15 protein-coding genes are annotated in these 22,405 nt (G+C 40.6%); 5 read left to right on the forward strand and 10 right to left on the reverse strand.

What is annotated here, in order from left to right; translation table 11 throughout:
- Positions 1 to 10: 10 nt before the first annotated feature.
- The 7 genes from purB to F7734_RS51485 form a co-directional block, all read right to left on the reverse strand.
- Complete coding sequence (gene purB, locus F7734_RS51455) at positions 11 to 1,306, reverse strand: adenylosuccinate lyase (protein WP_166482682.1); 1,296 nt, start codon at positions 1,304 to 1,306, stop codon at positions 11 to 13.
- Between the two features lie 332 nt (positions 1,307 to 1,638).
- Positions 1,639 to 2,010 (reverse strand): GNAT family N-acetyltransferase, encoded by a 372-nt coding sequence (locus F7734_RS51460; protein ID WP_207714410.1) that lies wholly within the window; start codon positions 2,008 to 2,010, stop codon positions 1,639 to 1,641.
- A gap of 886 nt (positions 2,011 to 2,896) precedes the next feature.
- The gene (locus F7734_RS51465) at positions 2,897 to 3,064 is read right to left on the reverse strand and encodes a hypothetical protein (RefSeq protein ID WP_155752010.1); all 168 of its coding nucleotides are present in this window, start codon (positions 3,062 to 3,064) and stop codon (positions 2,897 to 2,899) included.
- 3 nt (positions 3,065 to 3,067) lie between these two features.
- Positions 3,068 to 7,246 (reverse strand): non-ribosomal peptide synthetase, encoded by a 4,179-nt coding sequence (locus tag F7734_RS51470; RefSeq protein ID WP_155752011.1) that lies wholly within the window; start codon positions 7,244 to 7,246, stop codon positions 3,068 to 3,070.
- A 254-nt stretch (positions 7,247 to 7,500) separates the two neighbouring features.
- Complete coding sequence (locus tag F7734_RS51475; RefSeq protein ID WP_155752012.1) at positions 7,501 to 8,775, reverse strand: carbamoylphosphate synthase large subunit; 1,275 nt, start codon at positions 8,773 to 8,775, stop codon at positions 7,501 to 7,503.
- 98 nt (positions 8,776 to 8,873) lie between these two features.
- Positions 8,874 to 9,104, reverse strand: coding sequence for a hypothetical protein (locus F7734_RS51480; RefSeq protein ID WP_155752013.1), 231 nt, complete (start codon positions 9,102 to 9,104; stop codon positions 8,874 to 8,876).
- Between the two features lie 89 nt (positions 9,105 to 9,193).
- A complete protein-coding gene (locus F7734_RS51485; RefSeq protein ID WP_155752014.1) occupies positions 9,194 to 10,978 on the reverse strand; it encodes an HD domain-containing phosphohydrolase in 1,785 nt (594 codons plus the stop codon).
- 107 nt (positions 10,979 to 11,085) lie between these two features.
- Between F7734_RS51485 and F7734_RS51490 the strand changes: the two genes are divergently transcribed.
- Together F7734_RS51490 and F7734_RS51495 are read left to right on the forward strand one after the other, a co-directional pair.
- The gene (locus tag F7734_RS51490) at positions 11,086 to 11,325 is read left to right on the forward strand and encodes a hypothetical protein (RefSeq protein ID WP_155752015.1); all 240 of its coding nucleotides are present in this window, start codon (positions 11,086 to 11,088) and stop codon (positions 11,323 to 11,325) included.
- Between the two features lie 122 nt (positions 11,326 to 11,447).
- Positions 11,448 to 13,259: an MASE1 domain-containing protein gene (locus tag F7734_RS51495; RefSeq protein WP_155752016.1), complete on the forward strand. Its 1,812-nt coding sequence runs from the start codon at positions 11,448 to 11,450 to the stop codon at positions 13,257 to 13,259.
- A gap of 134 nt (positions 13,260 to 13,393) precedes the next feature.
- On the opposite strand, the gene F7734_RS51500 is transcribed toward F7734_RS51495, so the two are convergent.
- Positions 13,394 to 18,223 carry a non-ribosomal peptide synthetase gene (locus F7734_RS51500; protein ID WP_155752017.1) on the reverse strand — a complete coding sequence of 1,610 codons (4,830 nt, stop codon included), beginning with the start codon at positions 18,221 to 18,223 and terminating at the stop codon, positions 13,394 to 13,396.
- 661 nt (positions 18,224 to 18,884) lie between these two features.
- Here F7734_RS51500 and F7734_RS51505 point away from each other — a divergent pair.
- Both F7734_RS51505 and F7734_RS51510 read left to right on the forward strand, forming a co-directional pair.
- A complete protein-coding gene (locus F7734_RS51505) occupies positions 18,885 to 19,100 on the forward strand; it encodes a hypothetical protein (protein ID WP_155752018.1) in 216 nt (71 codons plus the stop codon).
- Positions 19,101 to 19,398: 298 nt separating this feature from the next.
- Positions 19,399 to 19,608 carry a molybdopterin-binding protein gene (locus F7734_RS51510; RefSeq protein ID WP_155752019.1) on the forward strand — a complete coding sequence of 70 codons (210 nt, stop codon included), beginning with the start codon at positions 19,399 to 19,401 and terminating at the stop codon, positions 19,606 to 19,608.
- 194 nt (positions 19,609 to 19,802) lie between these two features.
- On the opposite strand, the gene F7734_RS51515 is transcribed toward F7734_RS51510, so the two are convergent.
- A complete protein-coding gene (locus F7734_RS51515; protein ID WP_155752020.1) occupies positions 19,803 to 20,705 on the reverse strand; it encodes a type I restriction endonuclease in 903 nt (300 codons plus the stop codon).
- A 299-nt stretch (positions 20,706 to 21,004) separates the two neighbouring features.
- Between F7734_RS51515 and F7734_RS51520 the strand changes: the two genes are divergently transcribed.
- Positions 21,005 to 21,607 (forward strand): hypothetical protein, encoded by a 603-nt coding sequence (locus F7734_RS51520; RefSeq protein ID WP_155752021.1) that lies wholly within the window; start codon positions 21,005 to 21,007, stop codon positions 21,605 to 21,607.
- A gap of 30 nt (positions 21,608 to 21,637) precedes the next feature.
- On the opposite strand, the gene F7734_RS51525 is transcribed toward F7734_RS51520, so the two are convergent.
- Positions 21,638 to 22,405, reverse strand: a 768-nt coding sequence (locus F7734_RS51525) for a phosphopantetheine-binding protein (protein ID WP_155752022.1), incomplete at its 5' end; no start/stop codon positions are given.

Below are 22,405 nucleotides of genomic sequence, written 5' to 3' on the forward strand. Positions count from 1 at the left end.
CCCCTACCCCCTAAATTCCCAATCTTTGGTAAATTTCCTCCAAATGTGTGAGATGGTTCTGGGGATCGAAACACGCTTCAATTTCTGCGGGTGTTAGCTTTTGGGTGACGCGAGAATCGTTGGCAATTAATTCGCGGAAATTACCTTCAGGCTTGTTCCATGCAGTATGAGCGTTTTGTTGGACGATCGCATAAGCTTCTTCACGGCTCAACCCCTTATCTACCAGAGCTAGTAGAACCCTTTGGCTAAAGACAACACCACCGTAGCAGTTCAAATTCCGCTCCATGTTTTCAGGATAAACCAACAGGTTTTTCACTAGGTCGGTCATCTCCCATAACATATAATGTGTCAAAATGCAAGCATCCGGTAAAATTACGCGCTCGACAGAACTGTGAGAAATATCTCTTTCGTGCCACAGTGCAACGTTTTCTAGTGCTGCTCCAGCATGGCTGCGGACAATTCGCGCCATTCCTGTGAGCCGTTCCGAACGGATGGGGTTGCGCTTGTGGGGCATTGCTGAGGAACCTTTTTGCCCTTTGGAAAAGAATTCTTCAACTTCCAAAACATCTGTTCTTTGCAAATTGCGAATTTCCACCGAAAATCTTTCAATGGATGCAGCTAGTAAGGCTAATTGTTGCACAAAATCGGCATGGCGATCGCGTGAAATCACTTGAGTTGAGGCTGTATCTGGTTGCAGCCCAAGTTTTTGACAAGCAATTGCTTCTACGCGGGGTTCAATATTGGCGTAAGTTCCCACCGCACCAGAAATCTTACCAACTGCAATTGTTTGACAGACATTTTTCAAACGTTCTTGGTGTCGCAGAACTTCTGCCAACCAACCAGCCAACTTAAAACCAAAAGTGATAGGTTCGGCGTGAACACCATGGGAACGTCCAATCATAATCGTGTTCCGATGCTCTTTGGCTTTTTGACGAATAGCATCAATCAACTCTTCCAAACGTTGCAACAAAATGTTCAAGCTTGCGACTAACTGTACTGCCAAAGCCGTATCTAGTACATCAGAACTAGTTAAGCCCAAGTGAATGTAGCGCCCTGCTTCACCCACATATTCATTAACATTTGTAAGAAAGGCAATCATATCGTGGCGGACTTCAGCCTCAATTTCCAGTACCCGCTTTGGGTCAAAATTTGCCTTTGCCTTAATTTGTTCAACTGCCTCAGTTGGGATATAACCTAACTCAGCTTGAGCTTCACAAACAGCGATTTCTACTTGTAACCAGGTTTTATACTTATAAGCTTCCGTCCAAAGATTGCCCATCTCAGGCAAGGTATAACGTTCAATCACGATCCGCCACAGAGTACATACAACTGTCATATTCTACAAATAACACCGACTTTCTTGAACAGGAGTGTTGCTTGCAACAATTTAAACTTTGTACCTTTTGACGGTGGTGTAATTGTTTACTCTAGAGGAAAATAAAAATAGGTATTTGTGGAATATCATCTGCGTAGAGCCGAAACCCCGATTCTGTCGGGGTCTTTTTCTATCTACATACTGAGTGTTGCAAAAATAATTCTACTTCTTTTGATTGTGGGTTCACAAGCTCCCTTAAGTCAAAATGAGACAGCAAAGCTTCTCCAGCATTTCTCTTCTCAATAAGAATCACAGCCTCTAGCCTAAACTAGGGGCTTTTCCTTGAACAAAGACGACTCCTTATTTTTTAGATAAACATCTGGATACCACTGTTCCATAAAACGATTGGGGTTGTTAAGTTCAGTAAATCCAAATTGACGATACAATTCATGAGCGTCTTTGGTTGCTAGTAACCACCGACGCAATCCCTGCAATTCAGGATGAGAAACAATTGTTTCTAGCAACCACTTGCCCAACCCATTTCCGCGAAAAGGTTCCAAAATAAACAAATCAGCGAGATAGGCAAAAGTAGAATAGTCGGTTACAACACGAGCAAAACCAACTTGTTGTTCTCCCTTGTATACACCAAATACAAAAGAATTTTGAATAGCACGTTGCAATACTTCTAGTGGCAAACCTTGCGCCCAGTACGAACTTGCTAAAAACTGATGTATGATGTAAATATCTAATCAGTTAATGTCTGTACTGATAGTGTATTCATCTTGTTGCCACTCTTGAATCATCTAAAAGCCTCAGGGATTGCGGAAACCGTGTGGTTTTAACCCACTGAGGAAGCACGACACGGTTCGTAGCGGTTGAGCAGTAAGCCTTAAATCTAAGTAAATCTTGGCAAAACTACTTCCTCATGGTAAGATAACTAAAGTCTGGATTAATGAAAAGCAAGTTCCATGCTTGATCTGCGGTTCATTAAGTGTTGCAAATGATTGTACTGGCAAAGTTTTTTAGAACAGGAATGTACAATACATTTTACCAAGCTACGCTTGGGGTCACTTTTAGTCCAGAAGACGATGTTCTTGAGCAGAAAAGTGGAGATTTCTACTCATGAGCCCTCAGGGGTAGAGGGTTTGTTTAAGCTCTAGATTGGGAGAGTACCATCACTCATCCACCAGACTAAAATCCGAACCAATTAGATGAAAACAGTAATTAAAGACACTTCTGGGTAATGCATAGCTTTACACAGATTTAGTTTACCCCTTTGTATGTGAACGTTAATAGAATTATAGCGTTTCCTAGTTTGCTAAGGTACAGATTTATCTGCATCGAGGGTGCTACAGGCTGCGGTTAATTATTTCTTCGGTGTACCTTACGAAAGTAGGAATAATCCTAAATCATTCGCAAACACTCAGATCCCCGACTTCTTTAAGGATACAGCTGGTCGATGGGGGGTGAGACCCCTCATCTTAGCCCTGTCAAGGTGGATAAAAACTTCACCAAATCAATTGTTCTCTCACCTCTTACCTCTGTGTACTCTGCGTCCTCTGCGGTTCAAAAGTCATTTATTTAACCGCCGAGAAGCAGAGTACGCAGAGAATGAAGATGAGGAATTGTCACTTGAATCATAATTTTGTGAGTCACCTTGACACTGGAGGCTGAGCCTAGAGTGAAGGCATTCCCAGCCTGAGGCTGGGAACGAGGTGGAAGGCTGGGAACGAGGTGGGGGATCAGCATGTTTCAACAATTCCCGATCGCGCGATCGATACAAATTTGCAACTGTTCTGCCAGTACGCGAACGTGAGGTTTTCTGAGCATTGTAAGATGATTTCCAGGAATCTGATGAACTTCTACTCCTCCTAGAGCAAGCTGTTCCCATCCCAAACTAGAATCTTGATGAGCAGTTGTGGACTGAACACCAGACTTAAAAAGAGTCACTTGGTTTGGGTAAAGTTGTGGGATATAACTGAGGGTTGCTTGGCTGTTAGCACGGAAAACATTCATCATGGGACGAAGAGTTAACTCACGTAAAATCTGAGATTTCGATTCTTGAGTTATTAAATTGCTTAAACTCAATTCTTTAAAGTTAAAAGGTGATAATAAATTTGTTCTCATCCAATCTGTAATTTGATTGAGATAAGGAACCCGATGTATAAACCTATCAACTTGCTGAGAAGGCACAATTAAATACAAGTAATCAAACAAAAAAGACCAGATATATCTTGCTCCTATAGAGAACAGAAAATTGACACTATCTCCCATAGAAGGTTGAAAACCAAAAACAGGTGCTGTCGTATCAAGCACAGCAAGTAAAGCGACTTCATGCCCTGCCTTATAAAGTTGTTGAGCCATCTCAAAAGCAACCAAACCCCCAAAAGACCAACCTCCTAAAAAATAAGGTCCTCTTGGCTGTACGGTACTTAAGGCTTCAATATAATAAGCTGCCATATCCTCAATATGCTTTAGTGGTGGACTTTCACCATCTAGCCCTACAGGTTGCAATCCATAAAATGGTTGATTTTTTCCTAAATGATAAGCTAGCTCATAGTAAGGAAAGATTGTACCAAAAATAGGATGAACGCAGAAAAAAGGAGGATTTGAACCATCAGGTTGAATTGCAACTAGGGGAGACCAAGGTTGCGTATATTGTTCTTGAACTAGAAATTTTGCTAATTTTTGAATTGTAGGGTTTAAAAATAGGAAAGATAAAGGTAAATTCCGTTGAAATTCTTGATGAATATCCTCCATCAAACGTACAGCTAGAAGAGAATTACCACCTAAATCAAAAAAGTTGTCTTGAATGCTTATAGATTGAAGGTTAAGGGTTTTTGCCCAGATTTTTGCCAATTGAATCTCAACTGGAGTGCGAGGAGGAACAAACGCTGTATTAGCTGAAAATTCAGTGAGGTTATCAAGTGCAGGTAGTGCGCGATGGTCTAATTTTCCACTAGGTGTTAGTGGGAAAGAGTTTAAGAGAACAAAAGCTGAAGGTATCATATATTCTGGCAATTTTTCTCTTAAAAAACTCTGAATTTCAATTGTGGTTGGTCTATATTTGCGCTCGGGAACAACATAAGCTACCAACCACTTATCACCAGAAACATTCTCCTTGACAATAACCACTGCTTCTTGCACTGCATTATGTTGAGTCAGTACCATTTCAATTTCTTGTAACTCGATACGGAAACCGCGAATCTTGACTTGATTGTCGATACGTCCTAAAAATTCAATGTTTCCGTCCGAGCGATATCGAGCTAAATCTCCTGTTTTGAAAATAGGGGATAGGGGGTAGGGGGTAGGGAGTAGGGGATTGGGAATAAAGCGTTCAGCAGTTTGATGGGGAAGATTGAGATAACCGCGTGCTAAAGAAGCACCACCAATATATAGCTCACCAGTAACACCGATTGGTACGGGTTGTAAATGCTTGTCTAATATATAGACTTGAGTGTTAGCAATGGGGCAACCAATAGGTGGTTTGTCACTGGGAATGGTGATTTCCGCTATTGTAGACCAAACTGTTGCTTCTGTTGGTCCGTAAGCGTTAAATAACTTACGGTTGGGTTGCCACCAACGTTTGACTATCTCACTTGTACAAAGTTCACCCGCACAAATAATAGTTTGCAGTGCGGGAAGTTCTGCTTTTGGTAGAATTGCTAAAACAGCAGGTGGAAGCGTAACATGAGTAATCTCTTGTTTTTGCAGTAGTTCGATTAAGGATTGTCCTGGTAAAAGAGATTCCTTGTTTGCCAAACAAAGAGTTCCCCCAGTCCCCAACGCCATAACAATCTCAAAAACTGATGCATCAAAACTTAAAGATGCAAATTGTAAAATGCGATCGCCCGGTTGTAAGTTGAAAGTTTCAATTTGCGCCTGTACTAAGTTGTATACTCCGCGATGCTCTATCGGAACTCCCTTTGGTTTTCCTGTTGAACCAGAAGTATAAATGACATACGCTAAATTATTGGATTTGACACTGGTAGTTGGATTTTCTTGACTGTGTTGTGCAATTGTCTCCCAATCTTGGTCTAGGTAAACTACGATAGGAATGTTATTTGTTAATTGGCGATCGCTAATTTCTGAAGTCGTTAATAAAACTGATATTCGAGCATCTTCTAGCATAAATTTGAGACGCTCTAAAGGATATGTAGGGTCTAGAGGTAAGTATGCGCCACCTGCTTTGAGTATAGCCAGCAATCCCACTATCATGTCTATGGAACGTTCCAAGCACAAACCAACTAAAACTTCTGGGACAACACCTCTTTTTTGCAAGTAATGAGCTAGTTGATTGGCACGGCTATTTAGTTCGTGATAGGTTAATTCTTGTTTTTCAAAAACAACTGCGACAGTATTGGGAGTTTGTTTAGCTTGTGTTTCAAATAACTGATGAAAGCATTGAAGAATTTTTGTTTCTGAACCGCAGCCTGTAGCGGATGGACGCGGATAAAAATGATTATTTATCTGCGTTCGTCTGCTACAGGCTGCGGTTCCAAAATTGACTAAGAACTGATGCAATTCTGTCTGTGTTAGTAATGGCAAATCTGAAAGTTTTTGTTGGGGTGCGGTAACTATACCTTCTAATAGGGTTTGAAAATGTCCCAGCATTCGGGTGATAGTGCTGTCGTCAAATAAATCCGTGCTGTAGATTATTTGCCCTTTCAAGTTTTCCAAGTCTTGCCAGAGATGAAACTCTAGATCGAGTTTTGCTGTTTTGCTGTCGAATTCTAAAAGTGAGAGTGTTAACCCTGGTAACTCTAGCATTTCAACAGGTGTGTTTTGCAAGCTAAAAACAACTTGAAACAATGGATGGCGGCTTAAATCTCTTTCGGGATGCAGTTCTTCTACTAATTTTTCAAACGTACAATCTTGATGGGCATAGGCTTCTAAAGTCACCTCTCGCACTCTCGCTAGCAGTTCCTGAAATGTTGGATTGCCTGAGAAATCAGTTCGCAGTACCAAGTTATTGACAAAAAAACCAATCAATCCTTCCAAGTGCGTGCGATTGCGATTGGCAATTGGTGAACCCACTACAATGTCTTCTTGTTGAGTGTAACGATATAGTAACGTCTGAAATGCTGCTAGTAATGTCATGAACAAAGTTACGCCTTCTCGGCAGGAGAGTTCTTCTAATGCCTTACTCAAAGACTTTGGTATTTGGAGAAATTGTTGCGCCCCCTTGTAGCTTGGAATTTTTGGTCTTAATCTGTCAGTGGGAAGATTCAGTAGTGAGATGCCGTTTAACTGCTTTTTCCAGTAAGTTAATTGAGTCTGTAGGGGCGAGAGTCCATTTGCACCTGGTTCTTGCAGCCATTGGCGCTGCCATTCTGCAAAGTCTGCATATTGAATGGGTAATTCTGGTAGAGGTGTGGAGGTGTGCCATGGTGCGTCTTCACAGGCGATTGTGTATAGAACACTTAGTTCTCGAACAAGTATCGAAATTGACCAACCATCTGCAACAATATGGTGGAGATTGAGTAACAACACGTGTTCTGTTTCGTCCCATTTTAGCAATGTGACTCGCATTAAAGGTCCGATGCTGAGATGGAAAGGACGTTGTGCTTCTTCATTTGCCAATCGTTTGGCTTGTGTTTCTCGTTCGATAATGGAAAAATGGCGTAAATCTATAACGGAAAGTGGTATGCTTAATGAAGGTGCGATCGCTTGCATGGGTTGCCCTTCCACCATTAAAAACGTAGTGCGTAAAGTTTCGTGACGACGCACAATTTCATTGAAGGCTTGTTCTAGGGCTGTTATATTGAGGGAACCTGTTAAGCGAAGTGCTGCTGATATGTTGTAGATAGGGTTTCCTGGTAGTAATTGGTTGAGAAACCACAGCCGTTGTTGGGCAAAGGATGTCGGGAAGATGAAAACTTCTGTGTCTTCAGCAGTTGAGGGAGTGTTTTTGGAAAAAGATTGGCTCATAAGCTGCTGAATGATTTGGATGGAATATTTATATTAAATCTCACGCAAAGGCGCTAAGGCGCAAGGAGAGAGGCAAAATTTTTTGGTAACTAATTAGGAGAATGAACACTATATCGGTATGATACCTCAAAAATTTTACCTCTGTTTACTCTGCGTCTCTGCGGTTAAATAAGTTACTTTTGAACCGCAGAGGCGCAGAGTACGCAGAGGAGAAATATGAGGAATTGTATTTACAAATCTTAATACCAACTGAGTTAACTGAGCAACTGCAATCCCTTGGATTGTAATTTCTTCTCTATGTGCTGCATTTCCTCAATGGATTCTCCACTCACAATCCCGTAGATTTCTGTATAAATATTTCCGTATTTGACTTTCTCTAAGGCTGAGAGGATGATAAAATCTTTACGATCTAGTTCTGATTTTAATGTCATGAGAATGGAGTCTAGTGTTCCACTCATACGGTAATCGGAGGAATATTTGGCGACTTCTTTTCCAAATCCTAACAGGGTTTGGCGCTGCAAACACAGTGGGGTTGAGCCGTTGATTCGGAAGTTGGCATCGATCGCATGGAGTTGTCCGTCTTTATCTTCTAATACGTCAAAGCCTATCATGCCAAAATAACCCTGCTCGTAAGCATATTTTCCAATGGCAGCTATCATTTCATGGAATTTGCTCATGTCTGTCTCGCGGTAGTGAATTAATCCTCCTAAATAGTTCCCTTGTGGGGTAACGAGTTGTCCTGTGGTTCCCACAAGCACTATCTCTCCTGTCTTGCTTAGGTAGAATTGTACGCAGTGATTCTCTACCACGTTCTTCACAAATTCGGAAACAATAATCGTATCTAGCAGTTTAATGTCGAGGTACTTCCTCAGTTCTTCAAAGCAGTAGTTCAGATCGCTGGTGCTTCTAATAATATAAGTACCTTCTCCTGATAGCCCGTGGGATGTTTTGATTAAGTAGGGAAATTGTTTTGGTAGCTGAATATCTTCAATATTAATGGTGTGTAGATTGTAGCTTTCGTATTTCGGACATTGCACTCCTAAATCGGCTAGTGTCACTTTGTTTAGCAAGCGGTAGTGAGTGTCTGGATCGACTGCGTGTTTTTCAGGTTTCAGGCGATCGAAGGGGAAAAGAGCAATCAGTTTGTCAAAGCGATCGCTCTGGCTGAGTTCATCAAGATAAACTGAGCAATGTAATAATTCCAAATTGGAGTAGCTAAATCCAAAGTGCTCCTGCCAATATTTAATCAGTAACTTTGGCGGTTGAACAATCATAATCCCCGGAACAAGATCGCCTAAAACTGCTAAATTTTTCCAAGGTTCTTTCTGGCAAAGTTTGTCAAAGGGTGTTTTATTTGCTTCACTACTACCATCTTGAAGAAAGAATTTTTTCGTGTTGGGGTAAGCAGCCCAAGCCGCAGTTGCAGGGTAGTTAGGCAGCAGTGCATAACGGAAATCTTTGATGTCTTTAGCAAAGAGATCGGAAAAAGAATTCCCCTCAAAGTGTTGAAAATTGTATGTTGATTTCATTAATAGTTAGTGGTTAGTGGTTAGTAGTTGGTTGGGGCGCAAGGCTCTGCGCCCTTACAGTACCTTTCTGCTAGAATCACCGATAACTATTTATTCATTTAACCTGCAGTTCGGCTGATAATTCCAAGTTGACGATCAACTGGATTGGAGTCGTTAGTTTCTTCAGATAGCCCTGGAATGGGAACATCTACGTTTTCGCTATCGTGAACGGAGTCATTCAAGTCATTGATATTCCCAGATTCTTTTTGAGATCCTAATGGATCGATGACACTTGGATCGGAGCTTTCATGGACTGCTAAATTGATTGGCTTACGTGGCTCCTGAGACATTTTTACCTCTTTGCTGAACTTGCGTAACTACTTACCTAGACAAGGTAAGACTTAGACAAGTGCTGTTCCCTCTAGCAAGGGAGAGAACCTCAAGGAATACATTTTAGCCAAATGGAATCTGTAGGTTCTCCAGACATTCCTAGAAACTGGTAACCACCATCTCTCATAATTTTGATACAAGCATTCACAACATTGGCATCATATTTCTTGTTTATGTTGTTTTCCAGTTCTAGGCAAGCGTGCTCTAGCGATAATCCCGGACGGTAGGGTCTGTGAGATATCATAGCTTCCATGACATCGGCAACAGATAAGATACGGGACTCTTCCATAATTTCTTCACCCATTATGCCACGCGGATACCCAGTTCCATCTAATCGCTCGTGGTGTTGCCCAACAATAGTTGCAATAGGCCATTCAAATGAAACTTTTTTTAAAATCTCTTCTCCTACCTGTGGGTGTTGTTTAATCAGTTCAAACTCAATACGACTGAGACGGGTTGGTTTTGAGAGAATCTCAGATGGTATGGCAATTTTACCAATATCATGAAGCAGAGCAGCAATATTGAGGGCTTCTAACCTCTGTTTAGTTAATCCTAACTGTTTGCCGATCGCAACCGCCAGCCAAGCCACACGTCTTTGGTGACCGGCTGTGTAGGGATCGCGTACCTCAAGCGTTTCAGATAGCGCAGCCACTGCTTCGAGCAAAGCCTCTTTGGAACGTGAAATAGCCGCAAGTCTTTCAGCGTCAATTCTCTCATATTCCATAAGACTTTCAGTAGTATAAAGAGCGCGAGATAAATCTCCTGCTAAAGCTTCAAGGTAATATATTTCTTCATCATCAAAGGCATTGGGTTCGCGTGAATAAAGGTTGAGTACGGCAACAACGCGACTACTGTGAAACAGGGGGAAAGCAGCTGATGAACGAAAACCACTATAAAGAGCTGACTGACGCCAATGTCTATAGCCCGCATCATGCTGAATATCTGTAGAAGTTTGAGGCTTACCGAGTTTTATTGCTCTCCCAGTAGAACCTTCAGCAGTCTCTGTGCTATCCCAAGTGATTTTGATATTCTCAAGATAACCCGTCGTATCACCCCATTTGGAAAGCAGTGCGATCGGCATTGAGGGATTGTCTGGCACTTCTCCAATCCATGCCATTGCATACTTTCCTTGTTCAACCAATGCTTGTGTGACAGCATCTGCAATTTCCTGCTTATTGTAATGTCGCATCATCGCTCGGATAGATGCAACCAGCAATTTGAGCAATTGATTAGACCGTAGAAGCGCAAATTGAGCTTGCTTTTTCTCAGATACATCAACAATAATGGAGTAGAGTAGTTTTTGCCCATGTAATTGTACGGGATGTGAGTAAACCTCGACATCACGAGTATTGCCGTTGGCCCGACGATGAACAAATTTAAAATGATTGCCATGTTGCGATCGCGCCGCAGCTATTTCATCAAATATCTCATCTTCACTCAAGAGATTAATCTCAGAAATGCTCATTGAGCAAATTTTTTCCTTACTCCAACCATAGAAAGTAACAGCTGCATCATTTGCCTGTATAATCTTGCCATGTAACGGATCGATAAGCAGTTGGGGAAGCCCATGTTGTTCAAACAATTGGGTGTAGGTTTCTACTGCTTCATTCCGTTCTCTCTGAATCTTCTGTTTGGCTCCATAATTCTTTTCTATCAGAAGATAGAGTAAATAGGATGTAATAGCCGCAAAAAGCAAACCTTTACAAGATTGATATAGAACTTGGCGAAAGTCTCCCTTGACAAACAAGAGGTCTGTGGCAATAATCCAAGCTGTAGATATTAAGAAATATGTATAAGAGATGCGCTCCTTGGGGTCGAGTTTCAATCTGTACATTTTAAAGTTTTCCTGTAAGCTTTGAGTTAAAGTCGTTAGTAAAAGAATACTCAGGCAAACTACCTACCTATAGTTGTTGGAGTTTTGTTGATGGTAACAATATAAAATTGAGCAATAATCGCATGGCGGCAGTTTACCTCCTAAAATACTTGCTTGCATTTGCTGCAGAGTCAAATAATTTTTTAGCATATGGAACGCTTGTGGGAGGGTGGGGACTTATATTGTTTTCATTGTTACTTAATATACCAATGATATTACTTATTTTAATGAACCATAAAGACGCAAAGGGCACAAAGAAAGAGAAAAAGATAGGTAATTCTATGGTAGGAACGGAGCGATCGCAATAGAAATATATTTGACAGTCGTGACAAACACCTGAGCCAGTGTTAATTAGCTAGTTTTTCAGGGAATTTTAAGTAAGTATACTGTGGCATTTTTTTCCCACATAGAAATTCTGACCCCTGAAAGTATGAAAACGCGCTTACCGTTTGCCTTAGACTGGACAGTGTTCTTGACTCTATTGGCTTTGCCTGTTATTCACTTTTGTGTTAGTAACGTAGCCTTATCACTAGCTTTTAAGAATGGTGTAACAGTAGTTTGGCCTACAGCAGGGATTTACCTGGCAGCCGTTCTGGTGCTGGGGTATCGTATTTGGCCTGCTATCTTGTTAAGTGAATTGCTTATTAACTCCTCATTAATTTATCAAAATACCGTAGTTAGCGTTTCCATTTCAATAATTGACCTGTTAGATCCACTGCTTGTTAGTGCAGGTATACACTATTTCATCAGACAATACTATTTTTTGAATCGCGCACAAGATGTGTTTAAATTTATCGGAGTCATCATGGCTTGTCCCTTATTGAGTACGACTCTTGCCACAACCGTTCTCTGTCTGAATGGTATTGCTTCTTGGACAGCATATGGAGAAACTTGGTGGCTTTGGTGGACATCAATCGTAATCAGTATGCTTCTTGTGACACCATCACTGTTGACTTGGAGCAAGCGTTCAAGATTATTGAGACAATCTAGAAGATTCTGGATTATCGAGTTTACTCTTTTACTATTCCTAACAGCTGTCATTACTAAAGTAGCATTTAGCGGAGAATATTCAGTGGAGTATATGCTGATTCCCCTATTGGCATGGTCAGCATTTCGCTTTGAACACAGGGAAGTTACCTTGTTGATAGTGATTATCTCGGGAATCGCAATTTGGGGAACTGCTCAAGGTTTTGGGTCATTTGTCCGACCATCAACTCATGAATCTTTAGTGCTACTGCAATCTTTTGTAGGAGTCATTGCATTATCAACCTTGCTATTGTCCGCAGTTATTCACGAAAACAGACAAGCAGCATTGGAACTTCAACAAGCAAATGAAGAATTAGAGCAACGAGTTGACGAACGCACTCTGGAATTAAAAAATGCCCTCCAAGAACTTCAACAAACGCAATTTCAGATGATTCAAAGTGAAAAAATGTCTAGTTTGGGTCAACTGGTTGCAGGTGTCGCCCATGAAATCAACAATCCAGTCAATTTTATTCACGGCAATATTAGCCACCTCCATGAATATACTCAAAATTTGTTGCAGATGCTGCAACTTTATCAGCAACGCCATCCGAGCAATGACCCAGAGATTCAAGCGCTTGCAGAGGAAATTGATTTAGAGTTTCTGATTGAGGATTTGCAGAAGATGTTGGCTTCTATGAAAATGGGAACTGACAGGATTCGTAGCATTGTGCTATCGCTACGAAACTTTTCCCGCATGGATGAAGCGGAGTTCAAAGCAGTGGACATTCATGAGGGAATTGAAAGTACGTTGTTGATTTTACAACACCGTTTAAAGGACAAACCTGAATGTCCAGCAATTGACGTGAAGAGATACTACGGTAGCTTACCGCAAGTAGAGTGCTATCCAGGACAACTCAATCAAGTTTTAATGAATATTCTGGTAAATGCGATAGATGCCTTGGATGAGGTTAATGCCAAACGCACATATCAACAGATTAAGGAAAACCCCAGCCAGATTACTATCCGTACCGCAGTGAAAGATGTCCAGTGGATAGAAATTGCGGTAGCGGATAATGGAGCTGGAATGACCCAACAAGTGAAAAACCGCATTTTTGACCCCTTCTTCACCACTAAACCTGTAGGTAAAGGAACAGGAATGGGTATGGCAATTAGCTATCAAATTATTACCGAAAAACATAGAGGCAAATTGGAATGTTTGTCTACTCTTGGTAAAGGAACCGAGTTTATTATTCAACTCCCTATCTGCATAATTTAATTAAGGTAACAATTGGGTTAAACTTAACTTCTCCAGTTAGACGTCATTGCGTATAAAAAATAAATTCTTTTGCGCCTCTGCGCCTTTGCGTGAGATAAAAAAGATGTAATTCATTTACCTGAAAACACACCGTACTATTCCCTATTGCGATCTTTTCTTAAAGAAGATAACTTCATCCGCCGACTCTCGCGAGAAAGTGGAACTAAAGCAGGAGATTTATTTTTTTCTTTGCCATCTTTTAAATTTTCTACCACCTGAGATAATTCTGCAATTGTCGGTGCTTCAAACAGGCTACGCAAAGGTAACTCTATCTTAAAAGCGTCCCGCACTCTGGAGACGATTTGAGTTGCGAGTAAAGAATGACCCCCCAATTCAAAAAAATTATCGCGGATACTCAATCGCTGAATTCCCAAAACCTCTGCAAAAATTTTTATCAGTACTTTTTCAACTTCAGTCCGAGGTGCAACATAACCACCTGCTAGTTCTGGTTTGATATTGTTAGGCACGGGTATAGCTCGGTAGTTGATTTTACCATTAGGCGTTAAAGGCAGAGACTCTAGGACAACAAAAGCTGATGGCACCATATATTCAGGTAGTTTTTGTGCTACGTATATCTGTAATTGTGGTACTAATTGACGTGCTGCTTTTGCTTGTAAGGGATTATTTGCGTATGAACGCCACGGATCTGAGGGAGTGTTGGGTGGAGGAGCCGTTATATAACTCCCTCGTTTTATAAAAACTACGTCATAGCGTCCTTCATGATTTGAATCTGACCAACTCATATTAACTTTGTAAGGTAAACTTTCAGCTATACGATAAAAATCTTCTGGATCGACTCCGAGATTGTGTAAGCTTTGCAATGCTTCTCGTATTTGCGCCACAGTTTGAAAATCTTCTGCGCCTGATAACCATTGTGCTGTTTTGACTGCAGCTATGACTCTTGCATTTGGCACGTTGATAATACTTACAGTTTCTGGTTGTTTCTCAGTTAATAGTTGACGGAGTGCTAACAGTGTTAAGCGATCTTTATTCCAGTCGATACATTCCCTCTCTCCCTGTTGAAATGTGAGAGAATTCTCAATCCCTAGATTAGAGGGTGAGTGAGAGGAATTTGTTTCAGCACCAATATGAAGAATGACGTTATAACGAAACTGAGTTAATTCATTTTGCGAGCATCCCCGCATCAATTGAATCTCTACGCTGCTAATCTCTGGGAAGTGCTGCACCAATGCATGGAAAAACGCTGGAGCGATCGCTAACTCGGTTTCTTGAAAAACTTGCATTTGTACCCTCTGCAGTAACTGTTCTCGTGTCAAACCGGGTTCTGCTTGATACAATTGTACTGACGCATGAAAGCCTTGTAGTAAGGGGAAACTGCGTACATCTCCTATGAATATAAAGCCACCAGGAGCAGTGGTACGCACAGCGCCTTCTAACACCTGTAAAAGATATTCAATACTGGGAAAGTATTGCACAACCGAGTTGAGAACGATCGCATCAAAAGTCCCTGCTTCGATTCCTTCAAAATCCGTAGCTTCTTTTTCCAACAATTTGATGTGGTTTGAAGACGAGAGGTAGTGCGTCTCTACTTTTGATAGTTGCTGCTGTATGTAATTGAGTGCAAATTTGGAAAAGTCTGTTCCATAATATTGGGTGCAGTGAGGTGCGATTTTGAAGAGTAATAAACCTGTTCCACAACCAATTTCTAGCACTTTCTTGGGTTGCAAAGCCAGAATTTGATTGACTTGATTATTCACCCACTCCTGCATCTGTTCTGCTGGAATCGGTTGATTTGTATAACTGCTATTCCATCCCGTAATATTAAATGTTGGAGCTATATCTGTAGCTGGTTGATTGTAGGTTTCGTTGTAAAGCATCTGCCATTGCAGAACTTGCTCGTCTTGAAAAATGGGGAATTGGGAAGTAGGAATTGGGGAAAAACAGTTACGATTGAGAACAACATAAGCAACAAGATGTTTTTCCCCCGGAATATCCTCACGAGCAACAACGACTGTTTGTGTTACGGCTGGATGTTGACTTAAAGCTGCTTCAATTTCTCCTAACTCAATACGGTAGCCACGAATTTTTACTTGTTCGTCAAGACGCCCTAAAAATTCAAGTTTGCCATCTGCTCTATAGCGAACTAAATCGCCTGTTTTGTAAAGTTTTGTTTCAGGGATAAATGGGGTTTTTGTCAAGTCTTCTATAAATTGGGCTTGTGTTAGTTCAGAACGATTGAGATAACCTCGTGCTAGCCCATCACCAGCAATGTACAATTCTCCAGGTACACCAATGGGTAAGGGTTGCAGATGTCGATCTAGGACGTAAACTCTTGTGTTTGCGATCGCACGTCCAATTGCTGGTACAGTATTTGTTTGTTGTCTAACGGGAACTTCACCGGATGTTGTGACCACAGTATTCTCTGTTGGACCATAATTATTGACAACTTGGAATGTTATAGTTGTTGACGGATACTGATGCAGTTTATCACCTCCTGTCAGCAATATTCGTAAAGCTGTATCACCAGACCATTGTAATGACAAAACTTTCTCGGCTATTGGAGTCGGTAAAAAGCTAATTGTTATAGCTTTTGAGATTATCCAATCTCGTAGTTTTTCTGGAAAATATTTGATTTCATCATCTGGAAAATAAATGCTTGCTCCTGCACTAAGATAAGGCAATATTTCCCAACTACAAGCATCAAAAGCCACTCCAGCAATCTGCGTAGCTTTGTCATTTGGGGAAATTGCAAACGCTTTTTGATGCCAAAAAATTAGATTTAATAATCCTTTGTGTTCAATTTCAACACCTTTGGGCTGTCCTGTAGAGCCAGAAGTGTAGATAACATAGGCAAGATTATTAACTGTAATCTTACTAGTAGGGTTATCTTCTCTCTGCTGAGCAATACTATCCCAATCTTTATCCAAACAAATAATTTGTGCATTTTGCTTTCCCAGATGATTTAACCATCGTTCTTGAGTCAACAAAATTGGAACTCGAGCATCTGCAAGCATTAAGCTTAAACGTTCGCTAGGATAAGCTGGATCTAAAGGTACATAAGCCCCGCCTGCTTTTAAGATACCCAGCATTCCGATGACAAAATCAAGCGATCGCTCTACACAAAGCCCCACCAAAACTTCTGTACCAACACCCCGCTCTTTTAAATAATGTGCCAGTTGGTTGCTGCGTTGATTCAATTCACGATACGTCACCTGTAGAGACGAGAGGTGGCGCGTCTTTTTATCTTCAAATACTAATGCGATCGCATCATAATTTTGTTCAACCCTTTCCTCAAATAGCTGTTGAACGCATTTATCTTGCGGATAATCAGTATAAGTGTTGTTCCATTCCACCAATAACTCATGTTTTTCAGCTTCGCTCAGAAGAGGTATTTCGGCAATGCGTTGTTCCGGATTGCCAACTATATTTTCTAGTAATATTTGAAAATGCCCCAACATTCGGCTAATGGTAGCATCTTCAAATAAATCGGTACTGTAAATGACAAAACCACTAATCCCTTCTGAATTATCAACCCACAGAGCATTTTGAGGATTTCGTTCCCACAGATGAAACTCCAAATCAAACCGTGTTGTTCCACTATCAAATGGTATTGGCTTGAGCGTTAATTTTGGTAATTCTAACGCTGACATCGGTGCATTTTGCAGTGCAAACACCACCTGAAATAAAGGATTTTGATTTAAATTTCGTTCGGGATGCAGTTCTTCCACCAACTGCTCAAAAGGTAAATCTTGGTGAGCATATGCGCCTAAAGCCACTTCTCTCACTTGACTTAATAACGTGCGAAACGTTAGGTTTCCTGATAAGTCAGTACGTAGAATTAAGCTATTGACAAAAAAGCCAATTAACCCTTCTAAGTCCGTGCGATTGCGGTTTGCGATGGGCGATCCCACTGCAATATCTTCTTGGTTTGTATAGCGGTAGAGTAGAATTTGGAATGCTGCTAGCAGGGTCATGAACAAAGAAACCCCTTCCTGCTGCGAGAGAGTTTCTAGTGCCAAGCTGAGATTTTTCGGGAGTTGTAGAAACTGCCTTGCACCTCGGTAAGTTGGATGCGTTGGTCGCGGTTTATCGGTAGGCAAACTTAACACAGAAAGACCATCTAACTGCTTTCGCCAATAATCCAGTTGAATTTGTAGGGGCGTAGGACTGTTTATCCCGACTCCTTGCAACCAATGACGTTGCCAATGTGCAAAATCTGGATATTGGATAGGTAATTCCGGTAGATTTGCAGAAACATTATGTGCAACGTCTCTACAAGCTGTATAGAATGCTGCTATCTCCCGAATCAGGACTCCAATAGACCAACCATCGGAAATAATATGGTGCATATTCAGCACCAGAATATGTTCTTCTCGATCCAACCGCAGCAGCATGATTCGTAATAAAGGACCAGTTGATAAATTAAAAGGACGTTGAGTTTCTTGGGTTATCAGTCTTTGCGCTTTAGCTTCACGTTCAAAGAGCGGCTCTTTCTGTAAATCAATAACTGGTAAGGCGATCGCTAAAGAAGGTAAAACAATTTGAACTGGTTGTCCTTCCCGCGTCACAAAGATAGTACGTAGAGCTTCATGACGTTGCACAATTTTTTGAAAAGTTTGTTCCAGCGCTGTCACATCAAGCGCACCAGTAAGACGCAATGCAGCCGGGACATTGTAGAAAGGATTGTTAGGGACTAACTGGTCAAGAAACCACAAGCGTTGTTGAGCGAAGGAGAGAGGGAGATTTCCGTTACGTGAAATAGGTTTTATGGGTGTAATGATTTGGTTGCTAGTGTCACGAGTTGACTTGAGAAATGCAATAATTTCTGCTTTTTGTGCTTGAATCTTGGCTTGCAGTGCTGGTGTAAGGATTCCTTCAGGGGCGTTACAGCGAAGGATTTCGTCCTCAAGAAAAACTTGAATGTCTAATTGGCGAAGATACGATAGAAACTCAATGGTTTTCAAGGTAATACCCCTTCAGTGACCAGTGACCAGTGATTAGCAACATTTACCAGTCACGATTATTCTGTAGATTTTTAACACACTTAAGCTTGGAAACAAATCAATCCTGAGAGTGAATTAAATATACACTGTCATCCTCGTTCCCAGGCTCCGCCTGGGAATGCATTCTTAGGAGGCGGAGCCTCCTGTATTCAGTTAGCGAGCCGCACCTTTTTAGCATCAAGAAATTGCAACTCGTAGGTTAGCATCTACCATCTTAACGGATGTGGAAATTATTGCAAGCGCTCATCCAAAAAGTAGCCAGAAGGCAATACTTGTCAGTTAAACCTAAAAATGCGAAAACACGTAGGTTGGGTTGAGGAACGAAACCCAACATTTACAAGTATTTGTTAGGTTTCCACAAGGGGAAAGCCCAACCTACAAAAATTCTCAGCCCTTGCAGTATTGAGCCAGAAGGATAAAGCGCAAACTAGAGAATTCCTGGGTAAGGATAGCATCATTTTGGAACAAGAAGATTTTCAGGAAATCCTACAGATAATTAAGAAAAGTAAGGCTAATATAGCCTTTCTCAGTCTAATGAGGTACACCCCCCTTTCATCCCCCCAAGGCATCGGGGGGACAGAGGGGGGTAATTTTTGGACCTCACTAGGTTGGCATTTGCTGTATGTTTATCGCTAGCGATCGCTATCAAGAGGTCGCTCTTGCAGACACAATTCCTTTCTTCAACATCAATCGTTTGCTCCCTCAATCTTCTGAAAGTTATGCCGGAATCTTAGAAGTCGCACGAGAACTTTATAGAACTTTTACCAACGCATCTGGAAGTAAGTACGCAAACTTGCCGCGTGGGAAGGGAGAAGGGAAAGCAAGAATAATGTTATGAGAAATTACATTGTTCTACCACACTTGTTGCATTTTTTTGAATGTTAACTACATAACGTTTATCACTAAAGTCTCGCAAAATTTGTAGCAATCTTTACCATTTTATATAGTATTACCAACTTTTTTAGTTAAAACTAAAGCAGGGTAATAGTTACAGCCTTTTTAGTCATTAAAGCAATAATTTTTGGGATTAAGAAAACATTAAAAAGAGATGGTTTAACAGCTATGATGTTGTTAACTGTTAAGAGCAAAAACTTACTAGCATGAGTGAGTTTACAAAATACGAGGAAAATAAAAAAATGCAAGTTAGTGCTCGCAATACTCTCAAAGCTAATGTGAAAAACATTGTAGGCGGAGCCGTCAATACTGAGGTAACTTTAGAAATTGTTCCTGGGATTGAGGTAACTGCAATTATTACAAAGTCATCAGTAGAACAGCTTCAGCTTGTTGAGGGTAAAGAAGCATATGTCTTGATTAAATCATCAGATGTTATGGTTGCTGTTGATTAAAATATCGAGACGAGAGTTGTTAGTGTCTGCAACGCTAGTACAGTAATTGTACAAGCTCGATTTTTATACATTTCTAGTAAAAAATGATTTTTTATATTGTAGACTAAAAAAAATTGATTTTATCTCTACAATATAAAGAATGAATTAGCGTTGTTAGGGGCGCAATGCCTTGCGCCCCTACTAACCACCAACCACTAACCACTAACCTTTAAATGTGGTACTGTACAGAAAGGATAACAGCGAAATTTTTTATCGATGATAGCCCCATGTCTCTCAAATACAATGAAGTGTTTGAGGAGTTCTGTAAATCTCCGCTTGTCAAAAATTCCTTGAATCAATATCTCTAATTCGGTTTCTCCTTTATGAGGAAAGCTTTCTCCATCAATGGTTCGCCAAGGCTGAAACTCTTCCCAATGAGAGGTTAAAGTTCCAATTCTTGCTCTTCCTCCGCAAGCGATCGCTAAGAATTCATTGTAGGCAAACAATTTAGGGTTTTGTTGTTTGTCAGATTGAAATTCCTGATAAACTTGTTTTAATGTAGCATTTCTATTGTTGATGTCAGTACAAATAATTAATGCTAATGGCAATCCGTTGATGAAAACAATAGCATCCCAACAGCGAATCAAGCCTCTTTGAATTGGGTTAACCGAATAAATTACTAGCCAGTCATTGTTAAGTAAGTTAAATGAATCGATTAGCCAAATTTTTTCAGAAACTGTTTGGTCATTGTCTCGATATACAATGTCTATGCCCCCTATCAAGTATTGATGAAAAATTTGATTGCTTTCAAATATATTGCCACTCTGGATGCAAATAATTTGAGAGATAGCTTTCTTGATGACATCTGCTGAAGCTTTGGGGTTAATCTGTTTTAGGGCTTTGTAGAGGCGATCGCGTAAAATTCCCTTGAGATGACTGCGTTCTTCTACCCACTCTTTTCCTAAATCTAAGTCTGGTTGAATAGTATATCCAATGACCTCAAACCATGTCAGCCAGTCTTGTAAGGCGACACGGGATTTTGTGTCAAAGCGTTGGCGCAGTCTACCAGAAAGATGGTTGGCTTTTACAGTTGCTACTTGTGACAATTTAGGATTCATCAGAAAGAGAGACTTAGTTTTTAGTGAATGCAGAGTGTCTACTTCAGCCTGAAATTAACAGAAGACAATTTTGGTTGGTATATCCCAACAGAAGACATAACCAGCCCCCTAAACATTATCAAAACTGAAGTAGCTTTATAAAACTGTATCAATGATATCTTTTTACCAACAATTTTGGTAAAAAGAGGAGACTTAATTTTCACTCCTGTAGGGTGGGCAATGCTAGCCCTGTCAAGGTGACTCACAAAATTCGTAAAATAGTTTTACTAGAGGTTGAAACCGGGTGAAATTAGCGATTTATGCCATATAGTCAATTTACTATCGAACAAATCAAAAATAACTTTGGGATAGTTATATCTGAGCAATTTGGAATTTTTGCTGATATACCAGAGATAAATTACAGTGATTTTCTTGCCCAATCTCTTAAAGAATATTTACCTCTAGCATTGGCGATCGATACGGAAAAAGCACGTTCCGAGCTGATTGTCATGCCTATTTTGGTAGAGATTAAAAGACAGCTGGCATCACAAATAAGTATATTTTCTGGCAAAGACTTTACTGTAGATGTCACAAAAGGATTAAATGGATTTTGCGATTTCTTAATTAGCCTTTCTTCAGAACAAATTGTTATCGAAGCACCAGTTGTAACTCTAGTGGAAGCAAAAAATGACAATATTCAATCTGGATTGGCACAATGTATGGCAGAAATGATAGGTGCTCAAATTTTTAATGAAGTTAAAGAAAACCAAATTAGCACGATCTATGGTGTAGTAACGACTGGAACTAACTGGAGATTTTTGCGTTTGAAAGGGAAAACTATAGAGATAGATTTTAATGAATATTTTATCAGTCAGGTAGGGAAAATATTAGGAATTTTGAAAAGTACAGTAGTTGCTGACTAAAAACTATAAAAATTGAATACTGTATAAATTTCACAAGTCTATTTCTTCTCGACCATCCCCCACACTCGCATTATCCGAACTTGCGATCGCCCAACGCATTGTTTCGATATATTTTGCCAGTTCTGCAATAGTTGGTGCTTCAAATAAATGACGTACAGACACATCAACATTCAAAACATCTCGTATTCGAGAAACTAATTGAGTTGCAAGTAAAGAGTGTCCGCCCAATTCAAAGAAATTATCGCACACGCCCAAGTTCTCCGTCCCTAAAAGCTGGCTCCAAATCTCGGCTAGCACGTCTTCCACTGGTGTCCTTGGTGCTAGATAATCTTCTTCTCTATGAAATATAAATTGATTCGGTGCAGGTAAAGCATGGCGAGCTATTTTGCCATTGGGTGTCAGTGGAAAGGATTCTAATATAACGTAAGCCTTAGGTATCATGTATTGTGGTAACTTTTGTTTTAAGAATTGGCGAAGCTCGTGGAATTTTGGATTTTGGATTTTGGATTTTGGATTGTTGAGAATATCTATGAACTGGTTGTCTGTTACGATATAAGCAATTAAGTCTTTCTCACCCCTGATTTCCTCCCACACGATCACTACACTTTCTCTGACTCCCGGATACTGTCTTAAGACAGCTTCAATCTCTCCCAACTCAATCCGAAAACCTCGAATCTTAACTTGATTGTCAATGCGTCCTAAAAATTCAATATTACCATCCGGTAAATAGCGGGCTAAGTCACCTGTCTTGAAAAGAGGGAGTAGGGGGTAGGGGGACTCGGGGCCCCCTCTGGGGAT

It is taken from the genome of Scytonema sp. UIC 10036 (assembly GCF_009725235.1).